The 19,774-nt window shown below is 55.8% G+C and carries 17 protein-coding genes; 9 read left to right on the forward strand and 8 right to left on the reverse strand.

Annotated features, from left to right (window positions below):
- The first annotated feature begins 126 nt into the window (after window positions 1-126).
- Window positions 127-1,614, forward strand: coding sequence for a PAS domain-containing methyl-accepting chemotaxis protein (locus IT971_RS07165; RefSeq protein WP_063093334.1), 1,488 nt, complete (start codon window positions 127-129; stop codon window positions 1,612-1,614).
- Between the two features lie 87 nt (window positions 1,615-1,701).
- Here the strand turns inward: IT971_RS07165 and IT971_RS07170 are convergent, their stop codons facing one another.
- Entirely contained in the window at window positions 1,702-3,021 is a 1,320-nt protein-coding gene (locus IT971_RS07170) for an aspartate aminotransferase family protein (RefSeq protein ID WP_063093335.1), read from the reverse strand.
- 124 nt (window positions 3,022-3,145) lie between these two features.
- On the opposite strand from IT971_RS07170, the gene IT971_RS07175 reads away from it, so the two are divergent.
- Entirely contained in the window at window positions 3,146-4,006 is an 861-nt protein-coding gene (locus IT971_RS07175; RefSeq protein ID WP_063093336.1) for a LysR family transcriptional regulator, read from the forward strand.
- A gap of 45 nt (window positions 4,007-4,051) precedes the next feature.
- Here the strand turns inward: IT971_RS07175 and IT971_RS07180 are convergent, their stop codons facing one another.
- From IT971_RS07180 to IT971_RS07195, 4 genes are all read right to left on the reverse strand, one after another.
- Window positions 4,052-4,759 carry a hypothetical protein gene (locus tag IT971_RS07180; RefSeq protein WP_037987864.1) on the reverse strand — a complete coding sequence of 236 codons (708 nt, stop codon included), beginning with the start codon at window positions 4,757-4,759 and terminating at the stop codon, window positions 4,052-4,054.
- Window positions 4,752-5,609: a hypothetical protein gene (locus IT971_RS07185; protein ID WP_037987861.1), complete on the reverse strand. Its 858-nt coding sequence runs from the start codon at window positions 5,607-5,609 to the stop codon at window positions 4,752-4,754. The genes IT971_RS07180 and IT971_RS07185 overlap by 8 nt, the downstream gene beginning before the upstream one ends.
- A gap of 260 nt (window positions 5,610-5,869) precedes the next feature.
- On the reverse strand, window positions 5,870-8,956 hold the full coding sequence (locus IT971_RS07190; RefSeq protein ID WP_063093337.1) for an FAD-binding and (Fe-S)-binding domain-containing protein: 3,087 nt from the start codon (window positions 8,954-8,956) through the stop codon (window positions 5,870-5,872).
- Between the two features lie 684 nt (window positions 8,957-9,640).
- Window positions 9,641-10,942, reverse strand: coding sequence for a pentapeptide repeat-containing protein (locus tag IT971_RS07195; RefSeq protein WP_063093338.1), 1,302 nt, complete (start codon window positions 10,940-10,942; stop codon window positions 9,641-9,643).
- A 190-nt stretch (window positions 10,943-11,132) separates the two neighbouring features.
- Here IT971_RS07195 and IT971_RS07200 point away from each other — a divergent pair, with 190 nt between their 5' ends.
- Together IT971_RS07200 and IT971_RS07205 are read left to right on the forward strand one after the other, a co-directional pair.
- The gene (locus tag IT971_RS07200; RefSeq protein WP_156487962.1) at window positions 11,133-11,279 is read left to right on the forward strand and encodes a hypothetical protein; all 147 of its coding nucleotides are present in this window, start codon (window positions 11,133-11,135) and stop codon (window positions 11,277-11,279) included.
- Between the two features lie 62 nt (window positions 11,280-11,341).
- Entirely contained in the window at window positions 11,342-12,544 is a 1,203-nt protein-coding gene (locus IT971_RS07205; protein ID WP_063093339.1) for a LysR family transcriptional regulator, read from the forward strand.
- 124 nt (window positions 12,545-12,668) lie between these two features.
- Here the strand turns inward: IT971_RS07205 and IT971_RS07210 are convergent, their stop codons facing one another.
- Window positions 12,669-13,436 (reverse strand): outer membrane protein, encoded by a 768-nt coding sequence (locus IT971_RS07210; RefSeq protein WP_223305052.1) that lies wholly within the window; start codon window positions 13,434-13,436, stop codon window positions 12,669-12,671.
- A 297-nt stretch (window positions 13,437-13,733) separates the two neighbouring features.
- On the opposite strand from IT971_RS07210, the gene IT971_RS07215 reads away from it, so the two are divergent.
- The 3 genes from IT971_RS07215 (at window position 13,734) to IT971_RS07225 (ending at window position 16,343) form a co-directional block, all read left to right on the forward strand.
- Entirely contained in the window at window positions 13,734-14,849 is a 1,116-nt protein-coding gene (locus IT971_RS07215; RefSeq protein WP_082822546.1) for a patatin-like phospholipase family protein, read from the forward strand.
- Between the two features lie 285 nt (window positions 14,850-15,134).
- Entirely contained in the window at window positions 15,135-15,605 is a 471-nt protein-coding gene (locus IT971_RS07220; RefSeq protein ID WP_063093341.1) for a hypothetical protein, read from the forward strand.
- A gap of 177 nt (window positions 15,606-15,782) precedes the next feature.
- Complete coding sequence (locus tag IT971_RS07225; protein WP_063093342.1) at window positions 15,783-16,343, forward strand: sugar O-acetyltransferase; 561 nt, start codon at window positions 15,783-15,785, stop codon at window positions 16,341-16,343.
- A 66-nt stretch (window positions 16,344-16,409) separates the two neighbouring features.
- Here the strand turns inward: IT971_RS07225 and IT971_RS07230 are convergent, their stop codons facing one another.
- Together IT971_RS07230 and IT971_RS07235 are read right to left on the reverse strand one after the other, a co-directional pair.
- A complete protein-coding gene (locus tag IT971_RS07230) occupies window positions 16,410-16,943 on the reverse strand; it encodes a cytochrome b/b6 domain-containing protein (protein ID WP_063093343.1) in 534 nt (177 codons plus the stop codon).
- Window positions 16,944-17,058: 115 nt separating this feature from the next.
- The gene (locus IT971_RS07235; protein ID WP_063093344.1) at window positions 17,059-17,376 is read right to left on the reverse strand and encodes a PepSY domain-containing protein; all 318 of its coding nucleotides are present in this window, start codon (window positions 17,374-17,376) and stop codon (window positions 17,059-17,061) included.
- A gap of 187 nt (window positions 17,377-17,563) precedes the next feature.
- Here IT971_RS07235 and IT971_RS07240 point away from each other — a divergent pair, with 187 nt between their 5' ends.
- Window positions 17,564-18,235 carry a response regulator transcription factor gene (locus tag IT971_RS07240; protein WP_040060702.1) on the forward strand — a complete coding sequence of 224 codons (672 nt, stop codon included), beginning with the start codon at window positions 17,564-17,566 and terminating at the stop codon, window positions 18,233-18,235.
- Between the two features lie 9 nt (window positions 18,236-18,244).
- Complete coding sequence (locus IT971_RS07245) at window positions 18,245-19,645, forward strand: ATP-binding protein (protein WP_063093345.1); 1,401 nt, start codon at window positions 18,245-18,247, stop codon at window positions 19,643-19,645.
- Window positions 19,646-19,774 lie beyond the last annotated feature (129 nt).

A 19,774-nucleotide genomic window follows, 5' to 3' on the forward strand; every position in this document is an offset into this window, starting at 1 on the left:
CGCACTTCTGTGAATTTTTCCTCTTGAAATATAGTATCAAATACATACTTTAGGATAGGTTTGGTTGCGCGGTATAGGTGTTTTTCCCTTGCGCAGTCGTAATCGGGTGAAAAGGGGATAGGTGCAATGGCTTTCAATATTTTCGGGAACAATGGATCTTCACAAGGACAGCAGATCTATGAAGCCCTTGGCAGATCGATGGCGGTGATCGAATTTTCGCTGGATGGCAAAATCCTGACGGCCAATGCCAATTTCCTTTCGACGATGGGCTATGAGCTTGGCGATATCGTCGGCAAGCAGCATGCCATTTTCGTCACTGCCGATTACGCAAAAAGCCCGGAATACAAGCAGTTCTGGAAAACCCTTTCGGATGGAAAATTCGTCGCCGATGCATTTCAACGTGTGCGCAAGGACGGGGATACAGTCTGGCTTGAAGCGACCTATAACCCGATCCTGAATGCGGCAGGAAAGCCGGTAAAGGTCATCAAATTTGCGACCGATATCACCGCACGTCGCAAGGAACGGGCGCTTAACGACGGCGTTCTGACCGCGATTGACCGATCCCAGGCGATGATCGAATTTGATCTGACGGGCAAAATCCTTAAGGCCAATGCGAACTTCCTGAAAACCATGGGCTATTCCGAAGGGGAGGTTGTCGGCAAGCATCACAGCATGTTTGTCGCCCCGGGCTATGCCCAATCAACCGAGTATAAGGATTTCTGGGCCAGCCTGCGTCGGGGTGATGTGCAGGCCGCACAGTTCAAGCGACTTGCAAAAGGCGGCAGGGAAGTCTGGCTTGAGGCGACCTATAACCCGATTTTTGATCAGAATGGCAAACCTGAACGGGTGATCAAGCTCGCTACCGATATTACCGAGCAGGTGCAGCTTCTGATCGACCTGAAAGCGATGATTGACAACAATTTCACCGAAATTGACAGCAATATCGCAAGCCTCGACAAGGCCGCCCTGAGCGGCACATCCGCCGCGGCGCAAAGCTCCAACTCGGTCCAGACCGTTGCCGCCAGTGCCGAGGAATTATCGGCATCAATTGCCGAAATCTCGCGCAGCATGGCGCAAAGCCGCGATGAAACCGAACGTGCGTTCTCGCAAACCGTCAACGCCAACCAGTCGACCCAGAAAATGGCCGATGTGGTTGCCGCAATGACCGGCATTGTCGAAGTCATTCAGGGCATCGCCGGGCAGATCAACCTGCTGGCGCTTAACGCAACCATTGAGTCCGCTCGCGCGGGCGAGGCTGGCAAAGGCTTTGCCGTGGTCGCCAACGAGGTCAAAAACCTAGCCAATCAGGCGGCCAAGGCCACTGATCAGATTTCGGCCGAAATCAGTGGTGTTCAGGAAATTTCAAACGAGGTTGTCAATTCGCTTGAAACCATTCGTGGTTCCATCGAAACGGCGCGCGATAGCGTGACCAATATTTCGTCCTCGGTCGAAGAACAGAGTGCGGTGACCGAAAGCGTGTCGCAAAACATGCAGACAATGGCCGTATCGGTCGATGAGCTTGTCCGGCGGCTTGACGAAATCCGCACGATTTCAAGCGGGGTTGGCGGATCGGTCAAACGTACCCGCGAAGCTGCCGAGGTTTTGACGCGCTAGGTCCGACGATATCCGATACGATAAAAGCCCGGTTGGTAAGAGATCAGCCGGGTTTTTGTCTTTTTTGGCGGGGTGAGTAGGGGGCGATTAGCGGCCCGACAATGCGCCTTCAATCGATTTGGCTATGATCGACAGGCCAAGGTCGAGCTCCGCGTCGCTAATCGTCAGCGGCGGGGCAATGCGGAACACACCGCCCATGCCGGGCAGCTTGACGATATTCATGCTAAGCCCGTTTCTGAATGCCTCGGTCGCAATCGCCGCCCCCAGTTCATGATCGGGTTCCCGGAACTGTCCATCCGCGCCACGTTTGACGATCTCCACACCGAGCATAAGCCCACGCCCGCGCACATCGCCGATACAGTCAAAGCGGTCTTTGAGCCTTGATAATCCATCAAACAGCTTCTGACCCGATGTCCGGGCGCGGTCGACCAGTTTCTCGTCGCGCACCACGTCAAGCACCGTCACACCGACAGCTGCGGGCAGGGGATCGGACACATGGGTGGTATAGAACAGGAAGCCCTTTTCATGGGCGGCATCCTCGATTTCAGCCGTGGTCATGACGGCGGCAAGCGGCAGGCCGGCACCGATGGTTTTGGACAGGGTCATGATATCGGGTGTCACGCCATCGCGTTCAAAGGCGAACATATCGCCGGTGCGGCCCACGCCCGTCTGGGCCTCGTCCAGAATAAGCAACATGCCGCGTTCAACGCATTTCTGTTTAAGGGCGGCCAAGTATCCCTTGGGCAGGGGCAACATGCCGCCCGATGACAGGATCGGCTCGGCAATAAAGGCGGCAAGATTGCCGGTCGACTGGCTATCGACCAGATTAAACGCGTCATCAAGCTCCGTCTGCCAATCAAGCGACCCATCAGCATGTTTGAACCGCGGGCGAAACGCATTCGGGGCGGGAATGGCGAATGATCCGACCGCGGCCGGGCCATATCCCTTGCGCCCGGCGCTATAGGTTGCCGATGCGGCAACGCCGGTCATTCCGTGCCAGCTTTTGGAAAAGGCGACGATTTCATGCTTGCCGGTGACAAGCTTTGCCATGCGGATCGCGGCCTCGTTGGACTCGGCCCCGGTGGAAACCAGCAAAACCCGATCCAGCCCCGGTGCCAGTTCCGCCAGACGTTCGGCCAATGTCACCACCGGGCGGGACAGCATGCCGCTAAACAGATGGGCGACCTTTTCGACCTGGCTTTGCACGGTTTCGACGATTTTCGGGTGTCCGTGACCCAAAAGCGCACTCATTTGACCCGATGTGAAATCCAGAATGGGGCGATCATCGGCATCATAAACGAAGGATCCCTTGGCGCGTTCGATGATGGCCGGTTCGAACGTGCCGCCGTAGCGGATCAGGTGTTTTTGGGCGGTGTCCCAGAATTTCGGATCGGCGTTGTGCGACATGATGGGCTCCCTGAAAACGTGTGTCTTGTGGCTGATCCTCATCGTATCTGCTGGCACGCCACCCGTAAAATTGATAGTTATGGCATTCTGGTATTGGAAAAATTGATATAATGCTGGTGCGGCGATGCAGACTTTGCTTGATCTCAAACTGCTTGCGACATTCGTGCGGGCCGCGCATTCCGGCACGCTCAGCGCCACCGCCATTCAGGTGGGCCGCACCCAGTCAACCGTGACCATGCAGATCCAGCGGCTTGAGGAAACGCTGGGCCAAAGCCTGTTTCACCGAAGTGGTAGCGGCGTCAGCCTGACCGGGGCGGGGGAACGGTTTCTGGGCTATGCCGAACGGATTTTGCGCCTGCATGACGAGGCCGTTTCGGCCTTTTCCGACAAGGGATTGCATGGCTCGATGGTGTTTGGCTGTCCCGAGGATTACCTGATCACGTTTTTCCCGGCCCTGCTTAAAAGCTTTGGCACCATCCACCCGGATGTCGAGATCAAGGTGGTGTCGGCACCAAGCCCGGAATTGAACCGCCTGCTGCATGCCAGCCAGATCGATATGGCCATCACCTCGACCCCGGAAATCCATGACCGGCAAAAGATCGTGCGCACCGAACAGCTCGCCTGGGTCGGAAGCAAACCGGCGCTGGAACTCCATGATTTCCCCGATGGCGCCATTCCGCTTGCGATGCCGGCCTCAAACGCCATGGATCACAAGGCGGCCTGTGATGCGATGGATGAGGCGGGGATGCGCTATAAAATATCCTATGCCAGCAATAGCCTGACCGGCCTGATCGCGGTGGCACGGTCCGGCCTTGCGATCAGTGTCATGATGCAAAAGGCCGTCCCGGCGGACCTTTACATCCTCAAATCCCCGATGCCTGCCTTGCCGCAACTGGGTTTGCAGGTCGTGACATCAAGCACCGCGCGCAGCCCGGCGATTAGCGCGTTTGGGGATCACATCCGCAATTTGTTGCCGTTTTTGTGATTATGAAAATAACATTCTAGGTTTTGTTTGTATATTTTTTTGAGTTTAGGTTGTTTCGTTTGATTGTATTTCTTTTATTATTTCTTTGCATAATTTTTCTTCAATATCTATTTTTCCATATTCTTCTAATCCCTCTTCGTGGTTTTCAATTTTTATTTTTATGTTAATCTCCTTTTTTATTTCATCTTCGATTTCAGAAAAGAAGCTTAACTGTCCGATTTTTGTTGCTCTTGTGTACGGTTTAAATTTCTCAAAGAATCCTAAAGGTCGTGACGTGGGCATGCTTTTAAAGTGTGGTGTATATTTTTCGCCGTACTGATTTGATTTTTTTGAAATTTCCGAAGATATTTCTTTGTTTCTGAAGTTAAACAAATCAATTTCCATTGATTTTTCTAGTTCTTCTTTTTTTATAAGTTTCTTTATGGAGTTTTTTTTGTTTATTTCCATTTCAACTATTTTTGATTCATAATCTTTTTTGGTCGTTATAGATATAAATCTACCAAAAAATTTCACGTTTTTATTTTTGTCTGTGTGTCGAAATTCTGCTTCGAATGTTCCGAATAAAGTAAATGTTCCATCTATGTCAAATTCAATTATTGAGTGATCTGTGAAAGGGATTGACATTGGCGAAATGTTTTTAAATATTTTTGATTTATCTATTCCTGCATCGTCAGCTATTCGTGCAATTTCAGTTGACTGACTTGAGAAGATTCGTTGTATGGCTGGGATATTCCATTCTTTATCATCACTCATCTTCCCATTCCTCTTCGATCATAGGGGCCGTAGACAGATCGCATAGCGTGAACGTGCTATGATTTGCTCCGCTTTTGTCGAAGGAGAGGCCAGTTTCCATAAGCTTGTTCCTCAGAAACTGTTCTGCCAGAAATAGTTTTTTGGGATCAGACTTTTTTGTATCTTTCCATTCAAGGTTCTCTGCCTTGTAACGGATATCGCTAATATGGATATCTTCTCTTTTGCACCGAATGGTAAGCTGTACTTCCGGTTCTAAAGCTTTGGAATCTTTGCCTCTCTCATCGCGTATCGTCATTAGAGGCTGTTCTTTAGGATCCCATCCGCTACCCTCTAAAAAAGCCTCTTGGCTATTTCCTGCTTGTAGTTCATGTGCGGGTGACAACAACCATATTGGATTGCCATCGTTGCCGTAAGTTGTTGTGATTTTTATCTCAAATAAATCGCGATTATTTGTAAGCTGTCGCTCGTGCTGCTTTGTGGTATTGGCTTCGGCAACGAGGCTTGCATCTGCGAGGATTCCGCTGGTTTTGGCTATTAATGCAAGCCCTCCACCAACCTTGGATGACTTCTGTTCCTTAATGCTTTCTGTGTGATTCACTGTTTTGACGCGAGAAAGATCAAGTGTTTTCTCGGGGTTGATTTTAACATCACCAACTGGTCGAGCTAATATTTCTGCTGCTTTTAACCTGACTGCGAATTCGACATTGTCGTTGTCGCCTCCACCGAGCCTTCCTTTATGAAAATGTACGCGCGCATGGATTGTCATTATTTTTGATGATCGATTTTTCTTCTTGTGCCATGCGTCCACCCCAAGCAGAGCATCAAGATGTCGTATTCTGTTACCTGCCATCGTAGGGGGCTCTCCACGTTCTTTTGGGGGACAGAAAATGTTAATACGGCTTGGTTTTAGCTAAAATCGAAAGATTATAACTCAGTATTTGTATGCTTTGAATGCGCTCAAAGCTGATGATGCCTAATTGAAGGCAAATTTTAATAAAACTTTGAAATAAACTCTCTCACGAAGCAAGAAGAAATCCTTTCTCTCGAAAATGAACTATGTATTTCAAAGTCATAGATTTTTAGCGGAGATAATTTTTCCGTTGATGGGGCTTAGACCAACTCCGCCAGATATTCCACGGGATGCTTGGGCTTCGCCCCTTCAAATCGTGCGACCTGACAGCGGCAGGAATAGCCGGTGACGAGCATGTTATCCAAGCCCGTCTGATCGACTTTCTTTTTCCAGCTTTGGTCATAAAGGGCGCGGGAGGTTTCCTGATGGCGGGTTTCGTGGCCGTAAACGCCGGCCATGCCGCAGCATCCGGTTTTCCCGGTCGCGAGTTTGATGCCGAAGGCCTCGAAAATCTTTTGCCATTTGACGCCGACATCGGGGATCGATGTTTTTTCCGTGCAATGCGGGAAGAGGGTTGCCGGGGCCGTACCCCCTGCATTCCCGTTGTTTGTGGGCATGGTGAGGCGGTTTTCCGTGATCTCGCCCGCCAGCCATTCATGGAACAGATGCACGCGGTAATCCGGGCGGTCCGTGCCAAGGCGCTGGGCATATTCCTGCCGATAGGTCAGCGTCACGCTGGCCTCGATCCCGATCAGCGGCACGCCGGTTTTCGCCAATCGGCCATAGACGATATCGTTTTGTCTGGCCTGATAATCAAAGCGTTTGAGGAAGCCCTTCACATGCAAGGCCTTGCCATTCGGGCGATAGGGCGGCACGAAAACGCGGTAGCCAAGCTTTTGCAGCAGGTCGATATGGGCGGTGAAAACATCGATGTCATAGTGGCTGGTGAAGCAATCTTGCAAAAGCACCACGGATTTGGCACGATCGGCATCTGATAATGCTTCAAGATCGGCCAGTTTGAACGGGCCGATGCCGCGTTTGCGCAGGGCCGAACGCACGCTTTGGCGGCTGAGTTTCGGCAGGTCGGTCAGGCCGATCAGGCTTTTGAAAATCCACGGCAGCGGCGGAATTGACTGTAAAGTATTGAAAAGCAAGGGGGCCTTTGCCATCAGGGGCGCGATGCTTTCAAGCTGTGCAATCACATAGTCCTTTACCGGCCGTTTGTAGCGGGTGTGATAGGCCTCCAGAAACCGTGATTTCATTTCCGGAATATCGACCTTGACCGGGCATTGCCCCGCACAGGCCTTGCAGGACAGGCAACCGGCCATGGCATCATAGACATCGTGCGAGAAATCGCGCGCATTGATCACGGCGAGGTCCTGATTGCGCGGATCGGTACCGACCGAAAGCTGCCGGATCCATTCACGGACAAGGCCCGCCCGGCCCTTGGGCGAATGAACGCGGTCGCGTGTGACTTTGTAGGACGGGCACATCGCATCCATCAGGTCCCAGTTAAAGCAGGCCCCGTTGCCGTTGCAGCGCGTCGCGTTAAGGTATTCATCACGCAGCCTGTCTTCGATCTGGCGGTCAAGCTGGCCACGCATCGGGGCTTCGTCAATTGCGGTGATCGGGGTGTTTTTCGAATAGGGGGAGGCGATCTTGCCGGGGTTTAATTGTCCTTCCGGATCAAAGGCTTCCTTGATGCGCTTGAGCACATCATAAAGCTCCGGCCCGAAATAGGTCGGGGAATATTCGCCGCGGAAACCCTTGCCATGTTCGCCCCAGATCAGGCCGTTATATTTTTTGGTCAGGTCCACAACCCTGTCCGACACACGGCGCAGGCGCGCTTCGTCCTGCTCGTCACACATGTCAAGCAACGGGCGGACATGCAGACAGCCGACATCGACATGGCCAAACATGCCGTAATCAAGACCTTCGGCGTCGAGCAAAGCGCGGAATTCCGCGATAAAATCGGCAAGGTTTTCGGGTGGAACAGCGGTATCTTCGACAAAGGGGGTCGCGCGGCGTTTGCCCTCCAGATTGCCAAGCAGGCCAACCGATTTCGCCCGGATTGACCAGATGGCGGCGATTTGCGTGGGATCGGTTGCCTGCACAAAGCCGATGGGGGCATAATCGGCATCCGGGTTGGCCTCAAGATAGGCGCGCAGTTCGGCCTGTTTTGCCGCGACTTCCTCGGGCGTTTCGCCAACAAATTCAACGACATTGAAGCCGCGTGTCTGGACCGTGCTGCCCTCTGTGCCCAGCAATTTGCCCAGCAGATGCCAGCTTTCATCCTGCTTTGCCAGCTCCATGACCTTGTCATCGATGCTCTCAATCGCGACCGGGTCAAACTGCACGAGGGTGCCGACATGGCGTAGCGCGCTGTCGAAGCTGTCATAACGCACCACCGTGACCGCCTTGTGCTTTGGCAGCGGAATAACACGGAGCGTGATTTCCTTGACCATGCCAAGACTGCCCTCCGCCCCGGCGATCAGGAAGCTTAAATTCATATCCCCTTGATCCGAAACGGCTTCCTTGAGGTTATAGCCCGTAAGCCCGCGGTTCATTTCCGGGAAAATCGCGTTGATCTGATCGCGACGCGGCATGATTTCATCATGGATTTTGCGGTAAAGCCGACCGGTCCGATCCTCGCGTGCCATGATTTCGGCGGCGTCCGTGGCACTCATCGCGTGGGTGTGGAAATCGGTGCCGTCGATCAGAACCGTGGTCATGTCATTGATATAATGGCTTGTTTTGCCATAAATCCGCGATCCCTTGCCGGAGCTATCGGACCCGATCATGCCGCCGATGGTCGCCCGGCTGGCGGTGGATACGGCGGGCGGGAAGAAGAAACCGTGCGGTTTGAGCCAAGCATTCAGCTGATCAAGGACCACGCCCGGTTCGACATGGACCAGCCCCTTTTCGGCATCAAAACCCAGTATGTTATTGAGATGCTTGGATGTATCAAGGGTGATGGTATTGTTGAGAGACTGGCCATTGGTGCCGGTGCCACCACCACGGGGGGTGATTTTGACCTCGCTGAATTCCTCGCGCCCGGCCAGTTCCATCACAACGTTGATATCATTGCGGTTTCTGGGCTGCAGGACAGCGGTCGGCATCACTTGGTAGACGCTGTTATCGGTGGCATTGATCAGGCGGGACGGGAAATCGGCATGGATTTCACCGGCAAATTTGCCTTCTTTTTCAAGGGCTTTGAGGAAACCGAGTGTGAGACTGTCAAGCGAGCGGTCCGGGGTCAGGACCGGCAGACGGTTGAAGCGCGAAAAGCTGCGGGGGGCGGGTTTGGGCGCGGGTGTCGGCTTGGCGGTCGGGGCGGGCACGGTCATGATGTCTCTCTGGGCTTTTTTGCGGCGCGGGCGGCGTTATTTTTCCCATTTGACAGGAGGCCGATTAAATAGACAAATTTAAAATTCCGAAGGATTATTCATTTTTAGTGAATAATCCGATTTTTCAACCCGGTCGGCGACCCCGTGCCGACCGTGCCGAAGGGACAAAAAAGGGCTCCGGCGTCGGTTTTGTTAAAGTCGTATCATATGAGTATAATGAATTTAGTATAAATTATACTATCGCTTTGGCGCGCAAATGGTCCCGATCCATCAGGAAAACGGCGGTGTTCAGGGCTTTGAAGCACCGCCGTTACCGGAAATTATAAAAGTCTTATCATATGATTTTTGTTGATGCTGTCTGAGCCACATTTCCGCCCCTGATTCTGACTCTGATCCGTTCCCGACCCGACATTCCCACGAAGCGAAATCGGGTGCCTGTGGTGCGATGGCGACCGGGCCTGTGCCCGGAAGGGCGGGTGGGGTGAGCCGGAACCGGGGCGGCGAAGTCCCGACATGATCGCTTGTGCCAGCTATCGCGGGCCGCTTCGTTGTTCCGCCCCTCCCGCAGAGGCGAGAGGCCATGGGGCGGTGGCTCCGGTGGTGATTTTGGCGGATGCGGCACCAAGGACTGGATTCCCGCCTTCGCGGGAATGACCGGGGTGGGGCGATTGACCGTGCCGCGCGTTACAGACGGAACCGGTTGCGCAGGCCAAGGCCGATCAGGAACAGGAAGATGAAACTGAGAACGCCTTGGGTGATCATGAGGGCGTCTATGAATGAGCTAGGATCGGTCGTGTCGTAAAGGGCTTGTAAGGCACCTGTACGTAATTCGCGCGATTGCGGCAGGAAGGGCAGGCTGTTGCTGGCCGAGAGCAGGGCAGCTTGCACCCAATCCGCCCAGCCATCGGTTGCGAGCTTTGGTATCTGCTTGGCTTTGTAGGCATACATGCTTAGGGCAAAGATGACGCCAAGCCAGAAAGAAGGTCGCAATATGCTTTGGCCGTAATTGCTGAACGCACTAAAGGCCATATCGAGAACCGAGCCAAACCACGAGGTTTCGATCCAGCGTTTCGCCCGGTTTTCATCGGCGGAAAAACGCAAGGCGGCCTGATGATCCTTGTTGGTTTCGGCGATTTCTTTGAGGCGGCGTAATCTTGCGCCGTCTTGCGGGTCTTCTGCCACGAGCGAGAGTTTCGGCGGCCAGCCAAGTGTTGGTGATATGCGCGGGAGTTTGACTTTCAGGTCGCTGAGATCAACCTGATGTGAGTATCGGGTGCCGCGCAGGTCCGGGATGATTGATAGATTGCCTCTGAGAGTTAGCGGACCATCAAAAGATGCGCTGTGCAGATTGAAGGATTTTAAACGGGCAGCAGAGGGGGGAAGGTTGAAAATAGCGCGACCTTTGATGGATAATCCTTCTGCCTTAATGTGGCTGGTTCCTGTAGTTTCTGGGCTAAAATGTAAGTTGCTGATCTGAGTCTGGCTGAAGTTTATTTCACCCTTGCCGAAAGTAGTATCATAGAAGTACAGGTCACCGTCACCGAAGTTGGTACCATAAAAATACAGGTCGCCATTGCCAAATTTGGCATCAGAGAAGTACACGTTACCAGTGCCGAAAGTGGCTCCAGCGAAGTACATGTTGGCGTGGCCGAAAGCGGTATCATAGAAGATCACGTTGCCATCGCCGAAGTTGGTTCCAGAGAAGTCGACGTTATCGCCACTAAAAATCGCCCCAAAGAAGCGGACGTCGCCCTTGCCGAAAGTGGCATTGGAGAAGTTTACGTTGCCGTCACCGAAATGATAGTCTGCGAAAGACAGGTTTCCGTAAGGATCTCTCTCGGTTGAGAAATCAACACCCTCAAAGCTGATATTCCAACCCGGATGTTGATCAATCCAACTGTTCCAAGCATCCGGCCCCTGACGCCAAAGTCTGAGGGCTGCTTCGCCTTCCAGCGTTGGTCTTTTCTGTTCGACTTCTTCCGTCATATCCCTGGGTTCATTCTCTGTTTTGCGCGGGTGTGATTGCGCGTCAGAATGCCCTTTAAAGTAGCGTTTGGCGATATAAAACCGGTGGGGGCGGGAGAGGTTTTGTCGTCGGCAAGCTCATCCCCTATCCGTCATTCCGGGCGAAGACCCGGAATCCATTGGGCGGCGGGTTCGGTGGCGATTTTGGCGGATGCGGCACGAAGGACTGGATTCCCGCCTGCGCGGGAATGACGGGGTGGTGGGGCGCTGCGGTGCGCTGGGCCGGGCTGTCCTGTGGTGTTGTGCTGCGTGGGGCGGGGCGGTTTGGCGCGGAATGAGCGGGCGCATGCAGGAATAGCTGCACAATCGGCGCGTTACCCGTTAGTGTTGCAGTCCGGTCAACCAGTTAGCGGATGAAACATGCTGTCTTCCATCAGTTTGCGCCATATGCGGGTTTTTGTGGCGGTCGCCGATCATGGCACTTTTACCGCTGCGGCGGAGGTTTTGGGGCTGACGCCGTCGGGATTGACGGCGACGATCCGGCAGTTCGAGGATGTGGCGGGCACGCCGCTTTTTGATCGCACGACGCGCCAGGTGACGTTGAGCGCCACGGGCGCGCGGTTTTTGCCCACCGCACGCCGGTTGATCAGCGAGTTTGAAGAGGCGCTTGGCGATCTTGATGCGCTGTCCAAGGGGATTGGCGGGACGATCCGCATTGCCGCCGCGCCCTCGGTCCTGACGCGCATTCTGCCCGGCGTGATCAGCCGGTTTGTCGATGAACATCCCGATGCACGGCTTCGCCTGGACGAGTTGAACGCGGGCGAGGTGCATGAGGCGGTGGCGCGCAACGAGGCGGATTTCGGCATTGCCGGGGAATGGCATGCCCTGCCCGATATTGCGTTCAGCCCGCTGTTTTCCGACCGGTTCGGGGTGCTGTGCCGCCCGACCCATGCCTTTGCCACGCGCCGCGCGATTGCGTGGTCGGAACTGGCCGATCAGGCCTTTGTCGGGCTGGGCCCGGAATCGGGCACGCGCGCGATGATGGCGGCACCGGGAAGCTGGGCCGGTGGTGCTGGTGGCACTGCCGGTTCTGGTGGCGGTGGCGCGGGAGAGGTGCCGGTGGACCCGGCGGAGGTCGCGGCCTCCGACGTGCTGAAACGCGCCGCCGCCCTTGGCCTGCCCGAGGCGCAAATGGCCTTGCGCCGGGCGAATGCCAGTGAACGGGCGATTGAGCGGGTGGCGAAAATGGCGAAATCCCGCCAATCGGATGCGATCCCGAACGGCAACGGCGGCGGGGCCAAGGACGGGCCGGGCAGTGCGATGATCGACCCGGTCGCGCAATTGCGCCCGATTGTCGAAACATCCAATACGCTGACACTGGCCGCGATGGTGGCCGAAGGGGTGGGGATCACGGTGCTGCCGGAACTGGCCGCGCGGGTTGCCGACCTTGCCGCGCCCGGAAAGCTGGCCTTCGTGCCGCTGTGCGAACCCATCCGCAAACGCCCGATTGGCATCATCACGCGGCAAAGCAGAAGCCTGTCGCCGATTGCGCGGATCTTCCTTGCGATGGTGATGGAACAGGCCCCGAAAATGGATTTGCCTGCGGCGATTGAGTGGGGGTGAGGGGCGGTGTTACTCGCAAAGAGAATGCCGCACCAGAAGGCGGGCGTGGTGCGGCATTCTGGTGCGTTTTGACTTTGGCGCGTGCCGGTATCCCGACCCTAGGGTCTGACCCTGGGACTTGATCCTAGAAGCGTTTGATCAGGCCAATGCGGATATTATGGGATTGGAAATCCGAGTCATATTTGAAATCGTCGGTGTTTGCATTGTCCAGATTGTCGCTGCCATCAGTGATGTCGGGATAGTAGCTGAAGACATAATCGCCGCGCAGGACCCAGCCATCGTCAAGCATATAACCCGCACCGATCGCCGATGAAACGCCGATGGCGGTTTTGGTATCGGTGAAGGTCATGCTGTTCGGGGCTGCGTCGCTGAACCGGTGTGTGGTTTTAAACCGGCTGATGGACGGGCCCAAAGAGGCGTAAAGCTGGACCCTGTCCTGCACATATCCGATTTTTGGCCGCAGGCTTAGCGAGAAGTTTGTTTCAATGGTTGTGCTGCTGCTAAACGCGTTGGCATTTGTGTTGTAGTTTCCGCTGAAATTCTCGGTTTCAGAGAAATCCATCACGCTGACATCGCCTTCAAGCCCGTAGGTGATGTTGCCAGTTTGCCAGTCATACCCTGCCAGTAACGAGCCGGTGACATCCCATCCGTCGATCTTCCGTTGCAGCAACGGGTCAAGCTGTGTCTTGTCCCCCGCGAAGAAATAGGGCGACACGATAGCGTTTGAGTCCGGATTTGCGGCACTATAGGCACCGCCCAGTGCCAGACCGCCATAGAGGCCCTGCCAGTTCTGGGTGGATTTTGCATCTTCGGCAAATGCCGGAGTGATCCCCGAAATCATTGCCGTCATTGTGCCAAGCATCAAGGCCGCAGCCATTCTGCGTGTGTTCATTTCCCCACCCCTATATGTGAATATCGCACTGAAACTGTTCCTGAACTTTTGGGGAAAATCGTTGAGGGAAGCAAGCATATTCGTGTTTTTATATGTTTGGAAAAGCTTGATAAATTGACAGTGGGATGTATCTGGCGGTGTGCCATTGGCTTGCCATTGGTTTGCACCGCGTGGGGTGGAGGGCAAACTGATCCGGTTCCTGGCCAATTTTAACCCTTCCAAACTGGCAATTCTTCGCATGTGCAACATATCATGAGGGTGGGCGTGGCCCGCGAGTGATGTGACGCAGGAGTTGGCATGAGCGAGAGTGCGAAGACGTCGACGGCGAAGAGCAAGGCGAACGGGCGCGGGAGCGCGAACGGCAAAACCGGCGGCAAGACCAATGGTAACGGCAAGGCCAGAAAGCCGCGCAAGCATATCAGTCTGGCGTTGCAGGGCGGCGGGTCGCATGGGGCGTTTACGTGGGGCGTGCTTGACCGGTTGCTTGAGGATGAGGAAATCACGGTTGAGGCGATTTCGGGGACCTCGGCCGGGGCGATGAATGCCGCGGTGGTGACGTCGGGCTTTGCCAAGGGTGGCTATGAGGGGGCCCGGATCGACCTTGAGACATTCTGGCGGGCGGTATCGGAAGCGGCCCGGTTCAGTCCGCTTCAGCGCAGCCCGATTGATATTCTGTTTGGCAACTGGTCGCTTGAAAACTCGCTGGCTTATATGTGGCTGGATATGAGTGCGAAGATGTTTTCGCCCTATGATCTGAACCCGGCGGGGGATAATCCGTTAGCCGCGATTTTGAACGAGGTTGTCGATTTCAGGGCGATCAATGAAAGCCCGGCCAAGCTTTTTGTCACCGCGACCAATGTGGAAACCGGGCAGGGGCGGGTGTTTCGCAACCCCGATATCACGGTGGATGTGCTGCTGGCGTCGGCCTGTCTGCCGACGATTTACAAGGCGATTGAGATTGACGGGGTGCCCTATTGGGACGGCGGATATTCCGGCAATCCGAGCCTTGGGCCGCTGGTGCGCGAATGCGGATCGGATGATACGGTTCTGGTGCAGATCAACCCGGTCAAACGGCCCGGCGTGCCGAAAACATCGCGCGAGATTGCCAATCGGCTCAACGAGGTATCGTTTAATAGCAGCCTGATGAAGGAGCTTCGGATGATTGCGATCCTGCGCCACGATGCGCCGACCCATGCGTGTGAGGCCAGCAAATGGGGGGCGATGCGGATGCATTGCATCGCAAGTGATGTGATGCTGGAGCTTGATCAATCCTCCAAACTCAATGCCGAATGGGATTTCATGACCATGCTGCGCGACAAGGGGCGCGAGGCGGCAGCGAAGTTTTTGCGCAAACATCGCGGCGATATTGGCGAGCGGCCGACACTGGACCTTGATCTGTTTGCGCCGGATTGACCTGAGAGGGGCAATGAGGTCGGCGGCGGGGTTTGAGGATGTGGCACGAAGGGCTGGATTCCCGCGTGCGCGGGAATGACGGTTTTTGGGGGGAGGGGTTTTCCATCCGTTCGTCACTCCCGCGAAGGCGGGAGTCCATGGGGCTTGCGGGCTCGGTGGTGGGTTTTGAGGTTGCGGCGCGGAGGGCTGCTCTCGCGCGGCTCTCCAAGCTGTGATCGGGGCTTGATTTCCGGTTTCGGGCAAAGGCGGGTACACCGGATGGAAAGATCAATCCGGAGAAAGCAGATGTTGAAATCGGTTGTTATGGGTGGCGGGATTGCGATGGCGATGCTGGCAGGGTTTGCCGCCCCGTCGCAGGCCGCCCCGCAGGTTATCGAAATCACGCAGGTGCCCTGCCAGTTTCTGGAGCCCGAGGGCACCAACCATCATTACACCAGCACCAAGAAAGCCGATTGCGTTGCGATCAATAACGAAAGCGGTGATGCGCGGGTGGCAAAGGCCGGTGAAATGACCCTACCGCCCGGTGATTACATTTTCCGGGTGGCGAATGAGGGCGTGCCCTATGAGGTCGGTTTCTGGCTGCGTGACAAGGATTATGACTGGACCGACAAGATATTGAGCCAGAAGATTTCGGTGTCGGGCGGCGGGTTGCTTAAGGGCAAGACCAAGGATTATGCCGTGACGCTTACGCCCGGTGAGTATCTTTATAGCTGCCCGCTTAATACCACGCCCAATTACAGGCTTGTCGTGAAGTAACGATTTTCTGCCGCCTCCCTGACGACCCGACTGGCAGGTTTGAAGATGTCTCCCCCCTGATCTGACCTGCCGTAAAACCCGCATATGCCCCCACATATGCGGGTTTCTTTTATTTGCGCGAGATGCGGGCGGGGCGTAATCTGGGCCCCGCCATCCTTAACAACGCCCCGGATCGATATGCCCCAAAGCGAGTTTGAAAAAATGAAGGCAGGGCAGTGGTATAGCTGCCTTGACCCGGAACTTGATGCCATGCGCGCCCGTGCCCATGAGGCGGTGCATGAACACAGCATGATGAGCCCGTCGGAGCGCGGCAATATCGCGCCGAAGCTGCGTGCGCTGTTTGCGGAATGTGCTGAAGACGCGCGGATCGAAACGCGGTTTCATTGTGCATACGGGGTCAATATCCACCTTGGGCGCGATGTGTTCATCAATGTCGGCTGCACGATCCTTGATACGGCTTCGGTGATCATCGGTGATCATTCAATGCTAGGCCCGAATGTGCAGATTTACTGCGCGCAGCATCACAAGGACCCGGAGCTTCGAAAGCAGCATCTTGAAATCGCGCTGCCGGTGACGATTGGCAGGAATGTCTGGATCGGCGGCGGGGCGATCATCCTGCCCGGGGTTTGCATCGGCGATGATGCGATTGTCGGGGCCGGTTCGGTGGTGACAAAAAATGTCGAACCCGGTGTCACGGTGGTCGGCAATCCGGCGCGCGTGATGGGCGATAGGGCGTAACGCCGCCATGCGTCCGCGCACAAAAAACGGGCGGGGATAAACCCGCCCGTAAGGGACATCGAAAAATCAGGAAATATCGTCAGACCCGGCAACCCGTTTGCGGCCATTGATCATGGCGCGGACAAGGTTTTCGTGGTGGCGCAGGCTTGCCAGCAGCACCCCGCCAATATGGACCAGCACAAGGGCAAGCAGTGCATTGGCAAGGAATTCGTGGGTTTCTTCGACCCAGTCCACACCCCAGAAGGCGTCGGTGGTGTACATCCAGCCCGTGAGCGCACAGCCGATCATGCCGATGATCAGGGCGACAATCATCGCAGCCCCGGCCGGGTTATGGCCGATATAGCGGTTTTCGCGGCCGGTGATGATATCGCCAAGATAGGCCATCACGACCGACGGGCGGCGGATGAATTGCGAGAAACGGGCATAGCGCGAGCCGATCAGACCCCAGATCAGGCGAAAGCCAATCAGGCCGCCGGCGGCATAACCGGCCCAGTGATGCAGGGCATCCCATTCATCAGCGGTGATCCAGGCGAGGGCGAAACTTGCCGCCAGGCCCCAGTGAAAAATACGGACCAGCGGGTCCCAGACTTTAACCTGCATTGATCGGGTTCCTTTTTGGCGGATGCTCCGGTGATGGGCGGGTGAGGGAGCGTCACATCACCGGAGCGGGGGCAACAGGGTGCGGTTCGAGAAGATCGGATTGGAAAGGCCGTAATCAGTCTTCTTTGGTTTTGACGGCTTCGAAGGTTTTCGGGTTGAAATAGGCCTCGACCCGCTTGCCATCCGGCGTCTTGGCGTAAACTTCGTAGCAGCCGTCTTCGGTTTTGATTTTCTTGACGGTCCAGCCATCGGCCGTCAGCTTGGCCTCAAGGTTTTCCATCGGCTGCCATTCGGCTTTGGGGACGTTGCACAGATCATCGCTGGCGCGTGCCGGGGCGGATTGCAGGGTCAAGGCGGCACCCGCCAGAAGGGCGAAGGTCAGTGCGGTTGCGGAGGCCGCAGCAGAGGCAGTCGGGAAAAGCGTTCTTTTCATTGTCGGGGTCCTTTAAGATCAATTTGAAACAGTCAAGGTTGGCGTATCGAATGGGGTGATCCTGACGCGGTTTGCTGACAGGAAGCTGAACGGGGTTTGGTCCGGCCTTCAGGTTGTTGTCAGCTTTGCACGGCATATCTGCCGGTTTGGGATCGTATTCGAACGGGAAACGGGGACGCGGGGCGCGATGCGGATTTTGCTGGTGGAAGATGAACGTTATCTGGCCGAGGCGGTGCGCGACCATTTGCTGGCGTCGGGGGATGCGGTCGACATGACCGAAAGTGTGGTCGAGGCCGAGATCATGTTGCGCGGCACACCTTATGATGTGCTGCTGCTTGACCTGAACCTGCCCGATGGCAGGGGGATTGATCTTTTGCGCGGCATGCGGCGGGCGGGCAGTGTGACGCCGTGCATCATCCTGACCGCGCAGGACCAGATTTCAGACCGGATTGCCGGGCTGAATGCCGGGGCGGATGATTATCTGGTCAAGCCGTTTGACCTGCATGAGCTGTCGGCACGGTTGCTTGCCGTCGCCCGGCGTTATTCGGGCAACCCGAACCCGTTGATCCGGCTTTCGGGGGATAACGGCGGTGCGATTGAGGTTGATCTTGCCAGCCGGTCGGTTGTGATCGACGGGCAGCAGACCGACCTGACATCGCGGGAATGGGCGTTGCTGGATCAATTGCTGCGCCGTCCGGGCGCGACATTATCCAAGGCACAGCTTGAAGAAGCGCTTTATGAATTTGGCGCGGAAATCGAAAGCAACACGGTCGAGGTTTATGTCAGCCGCCTGCGGCGCAAGCTGGGCAAGGCGGTGATCCATACCGTGCGCGGCGTTGGTTATCGCATTGAAGGATGATCCGAGCTTATGAGCAAGATGGCCAAAAACAGCCTGCAATTCATGCTGGCGCGGCGATTGACGGTGACGGTCAGTATCTTCTGGCTGGCGGGGTCGGTTCTGGCCGGTTACAGCATGTATCACGAAATGCAGGAAGCGTTCGATAACAGCCTTGTCACCACGGCCTATCGCTATGCGCCGCTGATTGATGACTATCTGCAACGCCATGATGGCGGGAGTGCGCAGGAAGTGCTGCCAAGCCCGGCCAAGGGCGAAATCCGCACCGAGGACCACGGGGATGGCGACGGGGACGAGGAACTTGGCGAGGATTACCTGATGTATCAGGTGCGTGAGGGCGGGGGCGGGCTTTTGCTGCGGTCCTATAACGCGCAGGAAAATCCGTTTGAAGCGCCCCTGATCGAAGGATTTTATAACGAGCAGGATTTCCGCATTTATACCGCCGTCCTTCTGGGGGGCACGCGGATCATTCAGGTGGCAGAGCCGCTTGAACACCGGCGCGAGGCGCTTTTTGAAAGCGTGATGGCGCAGTTCCTGCCGATTGTGCTGCTGATCCCGGCGGTGATTATCGGGGTGATCGTAGCACTCCGGCGGGGGTTAAGCCCGGTGTTGCGCGTCCGCGATGCAATCGAGGAACGTGGCGAGGGCAATCTGCAGCCCCTTGAACTCGACGATGCGCCCGAGGAAATCAGCACCATCGTCACCGCCGTCAACCGGCTGATGGAAAAGCTTGATGCGGCACTCAGTGCCGAGCGGACCTTTACCGCGCATAGCGCGCATGAATTGCGCACCCCGATTGCCGCGGCATTGGCGCAGACGCAAAGGCTTGTGCTCGAACTGCCCGAAGACCATCCGGGGCGCATCCGGGCCCGGCAGACCGAGGAAAGCCTGAAACGGTTGTCGCGGCTATCAGAAAAGCTTTTGCAACTGGCCCGCGCCGAGGCCGGGGTCGGCACCAGCCCGACCGGCGAAAACCAGAAACTGTGCGCGACACTGGGGCTTGTGATTGATGATCTGGAACGGGTGGCCGATGGGGCGGGGCGCATCGCCTTTGACGCCAGATCGGCAACTGCGCTTTCGGCCAATATCGATCACGATGCCTTTGCGATCTGCATGCGCAACCTGATTGAAAACGCGCTTAAACATGGCAGCGATCAGGAAAAGGTCATGGTGGAAGTCATTGGCAGCGACACGGTCAGGGTTTCGAACGCGGGCGATGCGGTGCGGCCCGAAGACCTTGATGACCTGACATCGCGGTTCAAACGATCCAATACCAAGGCCAGCGGGGCGGGGCTTGGCCTTTCGATTGTCAAAACCATCGTTGGCAATATCAATGGGGAATTAACGCTCCATTCCCCGCGCCCCGGCAAGCCGGATGGTTTTATGGCGGAGTTGCGGTTGCATCAGAGTTGAGGGGGGAGAGGGGTGCTGTGCAAGCCGGTTCATATTGACAAAGGGCAGGGCCGGTGCCATTTTGATGCTGGAGGTTCGGCCCGAAGATGGTCCGCTTGGCGATAGCCTTGAGGGATGATTATTCGGGGC

It is taken from the genome of Thalassospira sp. B30-1, from assembly GCF_015767575.1.
Lineage (GTDB): Bacteria > Pseudomonadota > Alphaproteobacteria > Rhodospirillales > Thalassospiraceae > Thalassospira > Thalassospira xiamenensis.